Consider the following 9,415-nt stretch of genomic DNA (forward strand, 5'->3'; position numbering starts at 1 on the left):
GGACAGAATAACCGCTAATACCCGGGTAAAATGGTACAAATAACAAATTCGGGGATATGCGTCATGAACATTCACGCACCGATGCCGCTGATGCAATACAGCCTGCAGGACCGGTTCCGGCGGCGGTCCGGCCGGGTCTATATGACCGGCACGCAGGCCATCACAAGGATTGTGCTCGACCACGCGCAACGCGATCGCCGTGCCGGCCTCAACACCGCCGGTTTCGTATCCGGTTATCGCGGCTCGCCGCTGGGCGGCGTCGATCTGGAGATGTGGCGCTGCGGCGACCTGCTTGCCGAAAACCGCATCGAGTTTCTGCCGGCGGTCAATGAGGACCTCGCAGCCACCGCCGTCCTCGGTTCGCAGCAGGTCGAGACCGATCCGAACCGCACCGTCGACGGCGTTTTCGGCCTTTGGTACGGCAAGGGGCCGGGCCTCGACCGGGCGGGCGATGCCCTAAAACACGGCAATGCCTACGGCTCCTCACCGCGCGGCGGCGTCCTGGTTGTCGCCGGCGACGATCACGGATGCGTTTCATCGTCGATGCCGCATCAATCGGACGTCGCCTTCATGGCCTGGTTCATGCCGACGCTCAACCCGGCCAGCGTCGGCGAATATCTGCAATTCGGCGAATACGGCTACGCGCTCAGCCGCTACTCCGGAATGTGGGTCGGCTTCAAGGCGGTATCCGAAACCGTGGAATCGGCGGCCTCCGTGGATATTCGGCCGGACCGGGTCTTTACGACGCCCGCTTTCGAAATTCCGCCCACAGGGCTGCATTACCGCTGGCCGGATCTGCCCGGACCGCAGATCGAGGAGCGGATGGAGGCCAAGAAGCAGGCGGTGTTCGCCTTTGCCCATGCCAACCCCATCGACCGGCGCATCTACAACAATGACGATGCAACCTTCGGCATCGTGACGACCGGCAAGGGCCACCTTGACCTCATGGAGGCGTTGCGCCTGCTCGGACTGGACAAACAGGCCTGCCGCGAGCTCGGTGTCGACATCTACAAGGTCGGCATGGTCTGGCCTTTGGCGCGCCAGGATGCCCTCGCCTTCGTGCGCGGCAAGCGCGAAGTGCTGGTGGTGGAGGAAAAGCGCGGCATTCTCGAAAGCCAGTTCAAGGAGTATTTCTACGACTACCCCGGCGACAAGCCCGATCACATGGTCGGCAAGCGCGACGAGAATGGCGAGCGGCTGGTTCCGTGGACCGGCGAGCTGTCACCGCTGCAACTCGCACCCATCGTCGCCGGCCGCCTCGACCTGGTCTTCGGCACCGGCAAGTTCTCCGAAAGAGCACGCGGTCTGCTTGAAAACCGGCTCGCGCCCATCGCCGTCGAAGGCGCCACCCGCACGCCCTATTTCTGCTCCGGCTGTCCGCACAATACGTCGACTAGGGTGCCGGAAGGCTCGAAGGCGCTCGCCGGCATCGGCTGTCACTTCATGGCGAGCTGGATGGACCGCGAGACCACCTCGCTCATCCAGATGGGCGGCGAAGGCGTCAACTGGGCGGCCTCCTCCCGCTTCACCGGAAAGGGCCATATCTTCCAGAACCTCGGCGAAGGCACCTATTACCATTCCGGCTCCATGGCGATCCGCCAGTCCATCGCCGCCGGTGCCAACATCACCTACAAGATCCTCTTCAACGACGCCGTCGCCATGACCGGCGGCCAGCCCGTCGACGGCCCCATCTCCGTCCAAGCCATTGCCCACGAAGTCCGGGCCGAAGGTGTCGAGCGCATCGCCCTTGTCTCGGACGAGCCGGACAAATTCACCCTTGCCGACTTCCCGCCGGCAACGACGCTGCATCACCGCAACGCGCTCGACGCCGTGCAACGCGAACTGCGCGAGATCGAGGGCGTGACGGTGCTGATCTACGAACAGGCCTGCGCGACGGAAAAGCGCCGGCGGCGCAAACGCGGGCAGATGGAGGATCCGAAGCGCTTCGCCGTCATCAACGAGCTGGTCTGCGAGGGCTGCGGCGACTGCTCCGTCGCATCCAACTGCCTGAGCATCGAACCGGTGGAAACGGAATTCGGCCGCAAACGCCGGGTCAACCTGTCGTCCTGCAACAAGGATTTCAGCTGCCTCGACGGTTTCTGCCCGAGCTTCGTCACGGTCGAGGGCGCGGAGCGCCGCCGGGGATCCGCGGCGAAGGAAGATGCCGAGGAACTGGCGGCCGATCTGCCGCAGCCCGATATGATCTCGCTGGAGCGCCCGTACAACCTCCTGGTGACCGGTGTCGGCGGAACCGGCGTGGTCACCGTGGGCGCGCTGATTACCATGGCGGCCCATCTTGAGGAAAAGGGCGCCTCGGTTCTGGATTTCACCGGATTTGCGCAAAAATTCGGCCCTGTCCTCAGCTTCATTCGCCTTGCCGCCGCACCGGGCGATATCAATCAGGTGCGCATCGACGATCACGCGGCCGACGCACTGATCGGCGGCGATATCGTCGTCTCGACATCACCCAAAGCTTCCCGCACCTACAGACCCGGCATGAGGACCGTCATCAACCTGGCCGAATCCCCGACCGGCGATATCGTCCGTCACCGCGATGCCAGCCTTGCCGTCGATCTGCGCCGGCGGGAAATCGAAGACGCCGTCGGCGCCGCCAATATATCGAGCCTTGATGCGAACCGCCTGTCCGAACGGCTGCTCGGCGACACCGTATTCGCCAATATCGTGCTGCTCGGCTACGCTTGGCAGAGCGGTGTGGTGCCGATCTCGCACGCAGCGCTGATGCGCGCCATCGAATTGAACGATGTTGCGGTGGACGCAAACAAACAGGCCTTCTCATGGGGCCGGATCGCCTTTGCCCGGCCGGAGCTGCTGCCCGCCGACGCCGACGAGAGGCCGGAGGCCGAGGGGTCGCTGAACGAGATCATCGGGCGACGCGCGGCCTTCCTGACCGATTATCAGGACGAGGCCTATGCCGCGCGCTACCGCACCTTGATGGATACCGTCCTGGCAACGGAAGAAAATACCGGCGCTGAGGGAATAACGCGGGCGGTCGCCCGTTCCCTGTTCAAGCTGATGGCATATAAGGACGAATATGAGGTGGCGCGCCTGCACGCCGATCCCCGGTTCATGAAGACCCTGAAAGACCGCTTCTCCGGCGACTTCAAGGTCAATTACTATATGGCGCCGCCCTTCCTCAATTCGGGTCTGGACGCGCGCGGCCGGCCGCGCAAGAGGCGCTTCGGAGCCTGGATGCTGCCGGCGTTTCATGTGCTGGCGCGCATGAAACGGCTGCGCGGAACCGCTTTCGATCCCTTCGGCTACGGTCATGACCGGCGCATCGAACGGGAGCTTATCGTCTGGTTCGAGGACATCATCGGCAAGGGCCTGCAAAACGTCACCGCGGACACCGCGGAGACCTGGCGCGAACTCTTCGAACTGCCGATGCAGATACGCGGCTATGGACCTGTGAAGGAAGACGCGATAGCAAAGGTCAAAACGCAAATGGCAGTCGGCCTCGCCAAACTGACCGGTGACGTATCACAACAGGAACCCGACCATGTTTGAAACCCTGCAACCGGCACCGCCCGACAAGATCCTCGCATTGATGGCGCAGTTTCGCGAAGACGAGCGCGACAACAAGACCGATCTCGGCGTCGGCGTCTACAAGGACGAGCACGGCGATACCGTGGTCATGCGGTCGATCCGGGCGGCCGAGAAGCGTCTTTATGATCAGCAGACCACAAAGACCTATGTCGGCCTTCAGGGCGATAAGGAATTTTGCGCCCGTATGGGGGAACTGATCCTTGGCGATGCGGTCTCGCCGGACCGGTACCGGGTCTGTCAGGCTCCGGGCGGCTCGGGCGCGCTCAGCATCATCGCCATGATGCTCAACCGCGCCCGCCCCGGCACAACCCTTTGGCTGTCCGACCCGTCCTGGCCCAACCATATGCCGCTTCTGACAAACGCCGGACTGCAGCCGAAATCATATCCCTATTACGACGCCGAAACCGGATCGATCCGTTTCGACGAGATGATCGCGGCGCTGAGCGAGGCGGAGGCCGGCGACATCCTGCTCCTGCACGGCTGCTGCCACAACCCCACCGGCGCCGACCTGTCCCCCGATCAGTGGAAAGCCGTGGCGGAGCTTTGTCGCGACAAGGGCCTGTTTCCGTTTGTCGACCTTGCCTATCTCGGCTTTGGCGACGGGCTGGAGGAGGACGCCGCCGGGATCCGGCTGCTGGCGCAGACGGTGCCCGAATGCGCGATTGCGGCAAGCTGTTCGAAGAACTTCGCCGTCTACCGCGAGCGGGTCGGAGCTGCGATGCTGGTCGGCACCGATACCGCGCGGCTCGATACGGCGTTCGGTCAGCTTCTGTCGGTGACGCGCAGCGTCTATTCCATGCCGCCCGACCACGGCGCGGCGGCGGTTCGCATCGTTCTTGAGGATGACGGTCTGAAAGCGGACTGGAAGGCCGAACTTGAAACCATGCGCACGCGCATGACAGGCCTGCGCCAGGACTTTGCCGACGCTTTGCGCCGCGCCTCCAACAGCTCGCGCTTCGATTCCATCGCCAGGCAGAAAGGCATGTTCTCGCGCCTCGGCCTCGGCCCGGACCAGATCGACACGCTGCGCAACGAGCACGGCATCTATATCGTCGGCGACAGCCGCATCAACATCGCCGGCCTGCCGGGCGACAGGCTCGACGATCTTGCCCGGGCGATTGTCTCGGTGGCCGACTGACACAAAACGGGGCCTTGCGGCCCCGTCCCGGTTCCTGCCGACCGGTTCGCTCAGCCGCCGATGCCGCCGAAGCAGAGATATTTGATCTCAACGAAATCCTCGATGCCGTATTTCGAGCCTTCGCGCCCGAGGCCCGACTGCTTGACGCCGCCGAACGGCGCGACCTCGGCCGAGATCAGGCCCGTATTGATGCCGACCATGCCGTATTCCAGCGCTTCGGCGACCGTCCACACGCGCGACAGATCGCGGGCATAGAAATAGGACGCCAGGCCGAACTCGGTCGCGTTCGCCAGTTCAATCACCTCTTCGACCGTATCGAAGCGGAACAGCGGAGCGACCGGCCCGAAGGTTTCCTCGCGCGCCACCTTCATGTCGCTGGTGATGCCGGTCAGCACGGTTGGCTCGTAGAACGTGCCGCCATGGGCGTCCGGCTTGCCGCCGGTCAGCACCGTCGCGCCGCCCGACAGGGCGTCGGCAACGTGCTCTTCGACCTTTGCCAGACCCTGGCCGTCGATCAGCGGGCCGGTCGTGACACCCTCCTCGAACCCGTCTCCCACCTTGAGCTCGCGCACCTTGACGGCGAGCTTCTCGGCAAATTCGTCGTAAACGGCGGACTGGACATAGATTCGGTTGGCGCACACGCAGGTCTGGCCCGCATTGCGGTATTTGGAGATCATCGCCCCGTCGACCGCCGCATCGATATCGGCGTCGTCGAACACGATGAACGGCGCATTGCCGCCCAGCTCAAGCCCGACCTTCTTGATCTGGTCGGAGCACTGGCGCATGAGGATCCGCCCGACTTCCGTCGAGCCGGTGAATGTCAGCTTGCGCACCTTGTCGTTGTCGCAAAGCTCGCGGCCGATGGCCGGACCGTCTTCGCCGACAATCAGGTTGAGGACGCCGGCGGGCATGCCGGCGCGCTCCGCCAGGACGCCGAACGCGATGGCCGAGAGCGGCGTCTGCTCGGCCGGCTTGACGACCACCGTGCAGCCGGTCGCGAGCGCCGGCGCGATCTTGCGGGTGATCATGGCATTGGGGAAGTTCCACGGGGTGATCGCGCCGACGACCCCGATCGGCTGCTTGACGACGACGATACGCTTGTCGGCCTGATGGCCGGGGATGGTGTCGCCATAAACCCGCTTGGCCTCTTCCGCGAACCACTCGAGGAAGGATGCGCCATAAACGATTTCGCCCTTCGCCTCGGCAACGGGCTTGCCCATCTCCATCGTCAGGATGATCGCCAGATCGTCGGCATTTTCCAGCTGCAGCTCGTAGAGCCGGCGCATGATGGCACCGCGTTCCTTGGCCGTCATCGCCGCCCAGCCCTTCTGAGCCTCATGCGCGGCATCGATCGCCCGGCGGGTGTTTTGGGCGCCCATATCCGGCAGGCTGGCGATCTCCTCGCCGGTTGACGGATTGGTGACATCGAAATGCCGTCCGCTGTCGGCTTCGACAACCCACTTGCCGCCAACAAGGCCGGCAGGCTTCAGAAGCGTCGGGTCCGACAGTCTGGAAAGGAGTTTATCGGAAATGCTCATAACGGGTCTCCACGATCACGCATAATCTCGGCAAGCGGCGCTGCGCCTTTGGCCACGTGTATTGACCATTGCACGCGTCAAAGCAAGGACGGCTTTTGAGAAATGATCCTGTCCGGCGCGCCGCTAGAGCGGAGCCGGCCCGGTCGACTGGCGAACCACCAGTTCGGTCGGCATTTCGATGGTCTGCGGTGTCGATTGCCGGGCCGAAATGATGTCGAGAAGCATGGTCATCGCCGTCTGCCCGATCTCGATGCGCGGCTGGTTGACCGTGGTGAGCGCCGGACTGTAGCTCTCGCTGATGAAAAGATTGTCGAACCCGACCACCGAGACATCTTCCGGCACGCTCAGGCCGCGCCGCCGCAATTCGCCGATGGCGCCGAACGCCATCTCGTCATTGGCCGCGAAAATCGCGGTCGGCGGCTCGTCACGATCGAACAGGCTGGCGCAGCACTCGCGGCCGCTCTGGCTGGAGTAATCGCCGACCGGTTCGAAATGATCGGGAATTTCCAGGCCGGCCTCGGCCATCGCCGTGCGATAACCGTCGAGCCGAAGGCGGCCGAGAATCTCGGGCAAGGGCCCGCAAATATGCGCGATGCGCCGGTGACCCAGCGACAGAAGGTAATTCACAGCCTCTTTTGCGGCGGCGCGGTTGTCGATCTGCACATGCGCAAGACCGCAATCTTCCACCGCCTCCAGCGCCACGACGATCGGCGCCAGCCCGCTTGCCGGCCGCAAAACGACATGATCCGAAGGAACCGCGCCGGTCATCAGGATCATGCCGTCGGCCTGCCCGTCGTGAAGCATGTCGAAATACTCGGCCTCACGCTCCGGATCGTCTTCCGTGTTGCCCATCAGCAGAACGTAGCCGGCCGCCCGGGCAATCGCCTCGACACCCTTGAAAATCTCCAGATAGAAGGGGTTGCTCATATTGCGCACCACCAGCAATACGGCCATCGATTTCTGAATGCGCAAATTGCGCGCCCGCACATTGGCCCGGTAGTTGAGCTGACTGGCGGCCTCGCGCACCTTCTCCCGGGTCGCTTCCGTAACGAGCGAGGAATCGCTCAGCGCGCGTGACACCGTTGCTGTCGAGACACCCGCGACGCGGGCAATATCCTTGATCTTGGTCCGCTGGTTCATGCCGGCTTTCGCTTTGGCTCCCGCGCCGTAAGGCCGGGCCGGACATCATGGTTCGAGACCGCCCTTATAGCTGACTTGTAATCGATTGCAAAACCACTCGTCCGGGCTTCGCGCAAAACATGGTCCGCACGTGGACGGATGGGGCGGCAGTGCATAATATTTGACCATACCGCACCGCACAAAAAATAAGCACCGTTTTTGAATGCACAAAATTTGACGCCCGCAAAACCGCTGAGATCCATTGTCCGCCAAAAGGAAAAACACGGATAAATAAATAAAAAACAAAAAGTTAACATTTCCCGACAATAAACAAATCGAGTCTGGCACGATTCCTGCGGGGCGGTCTCCGGTGCAAATACTTCTACGGAGATCAGAATGACCACTCTGAAAAACCGAAGCCGGTCCTTCGGAATGGCCGCTGTTGTTGCCGGTATGACGGCATCCACCGCGGCCATGGCCGAGGACACGATCAAGGTCGGTATCCTTCATTCCCTGTCCGGAACCATGGCCATTTCGGAAACGACGCTGAAGGACGTCATGCTCATGCTCATCGAGGAGCAGAACGAAAAGGGCGGCCTTTTGGGTAAAAAGCTGGAACCCGTTGTCGTCGATCCCGCTTCGGACTGGCCACTCTTTGCCGAAAAGGCCCGTGAACTTCTCGATGTCCACGAGGTCGCCGCCGTCTTTGGAAACTGGACATCCGTCAGCCGCAAATCCGTCCTTCCGGTCTTTGAGGAACTGAACGGAATTCTGTTCTATCCGGTGCAGTACGAAGGCGAGGAAAGCCAGCGCAACGTCTTTTACACCGGCGCCGCGCCGAACCAGCAGGCAATTCCCGCCGTCGATTACCTGATGGAGAACGAGGAAGTCGAACGCTGGGTGCTTGCCGGAACCGACTATGTCTATCCGCGCACGACCAACAAGATCCTTGAGGCCTACCTCAAGTCGAACGGCGTGGCCGAAGACGACATCATGATCAACTACACGCCGTTCGGTCACTCCGACTGGCAGACCATCGTCGCCGACATCAAGGCCTTTGGTTCCGAAGGCAAGAAGACCGCCGTCGTTTCGACCATCAACGGCGACGCCAACGTGCCCTTCTACAAGGAGCTCGGCAATCAGGGCATTTCGGCAACCGACATTCCCGTTGTCGCCTTCTCGGTCGGCGAAGAGGAACTGGCCGGCCTCGACACCGCGCCGCTCGTCGGGCACCTGGCCGCATGGAATTACTTCCAGTCGGTGGAATCGGACGAAAACGACGCCTTCATCGAGACCTGGAAAGAGTTCACCGGCGACAAGGACCGCGTCACCAACGACCCGATGGAAGCACACTATATCGGTTTCAACATGTGGGTTAAGGCGGTCGAGAAAGCCGGCACGACCGACGTCGACACAGTGATCGATGAGATCATCGGTGTTTCCGTGCCCAACCTTTCGGGCGGCTACTCGACCATGATGCCGAACCACCACATCACCAAGCCGGTGCTGATCGGCGAAATCCAGGAAGACGGTCAGTTCGACATCGTCGACCAGACCGACGGGCTGGTCGCGGGCGACGCCTGGTCCGACTACCTTCCGGATTCCGCGAAGCTGATTTCCGACTGGCGCAAGCCGCTGGAGTGCGGAAACTTCAACGTCGAGACCTCGACCTGCGGCGGCAAGGGAAGCTGACGCTGCAGGCGGCGGGCGTTGATGCCCGCCGCTCTCCGACAGAATGCGCCGCTGGCTCAGGGTTATGCTGAAACGATTTATTGCCGCACTGTTCATCCTCCCAATGCTGTTTTCCGCCGCCGGTGCCGACGATGGGTTAATCGAACGCATCGACGCGCTGGCGACCGGAAAACTGAAGGACCGCGCTGCTCAGATCGAGGCCATATCCGAAACCGGCGACGCGCGGGCCGTTCCTGTTCTCGAAGCTCTCAGGGACGGCTCGCTCTATTATCGAAAGTCCGACAAGAAAGTCTTTCTTGCCGAGAAATCCGGATCGGACCTTGTTCTGAGCGATCCGTTGACCTCAGCCGAAGTGGAAACGCTG

5 protein-coding genes and 1 pseudogene are annotated in these 9,415 nt (G+C 62.3%); 4 read left to right on the forward strand and 2 right to left on the reverse strand.

Annotated elements, in window-relative coordinates; translation table 11 throughout:
* Window positions 1-63 precede the first annotated feature (63 nt).
* Together AC5E6N_RS12645 and AC5E6N_RS12650 are read left to right on the forward strand one after the other, a co-directional pair.
* A complete protein-coding gene (locus AC5E6N_RS12645; protein ID WP_491748147.1) occupies window positions 64-3,525 on the forward strand; it encodes an indolepyruvate ferredoxin oxidoreductase family protein in 3,462 nt (1,153 codons plus the stop codon).
* Window positions 3,518-4,702 (forward strand): amino acid aminotransferase, encoded by a 1,185-nt coding sequence (locus AC5E6N_RS12650; protein WP_491748148.1) that lies wholly within the window; start codon window positions 3,518-3,520, stop codon window positions 4,700-4,702. The genes AC5E6N_RS12645 and AC5E6N_RS12650 overlap by 8 nt, the downstream gene beginning before the upstream one ends.
* 50 nt (window positions 4,703-4,752) lie before the next feature.
* Here the strand turns inward: AC5E6N_RS12650 and AC5E6N_RS12655 are convergent, their stop codons facing one another.
* The gene (locus tag AC5E6N_RS12655; RefSeq protein ID WP_491748149.1) at window positions 4,753-6,240 is read right to left on the reverse strand and encodes an NAD-dependent succinate-semialdehyde dehydrogenase; all 1,488 of its coding nucleotides are present in this window, start codon (window positions 6,238-6,240) and stop codon (window positions 4,753-4,755) included.
* 123 nt (window positions 6,241-6,363) lie between these two features.
* Window positions 6,364-7,380 (reverse strand): LacI family DNA-binding transcriptional regulator, encoded by a 1,017-nt coding sequence (locus AC5E6N_RS12660; protein WP_491748150.1) that lies wholly within the window; start codon window positions 7,378-7,380, stop codon window positions 6,364-6,366.
* Window positions 7,381-7,791: 411 nt separating this feature from the next.
* Between AC5E6N_RS12660 and urtA the strand changes: the two genes are divergently transcribed.
* Window positions 7,792-9,051 carry an urea ABC transporter substrate-binding protein gene (urtA, locus tag AC5E6N_RS12665; protein ID WP_491748152.1) on the forward strand — a complete coding sequence of 420 codons (1,260 nt, stop codon included), beginning with the start codon at window positions 7,792-7,794 and terminating at the stop codon, window positions 9,049-9,051.
* Between the two features lie 64 nt (window positions 9,052-9,115).
* Window positions 9,116-9,415, forward strand: a pseudogene (locus AC5E6N_RS12670) (urea ABC transporter permease subunit UrtB); the annotation flags it as partial.

This window comes from Hoeflea sp. (assembly GCF_984452065.1).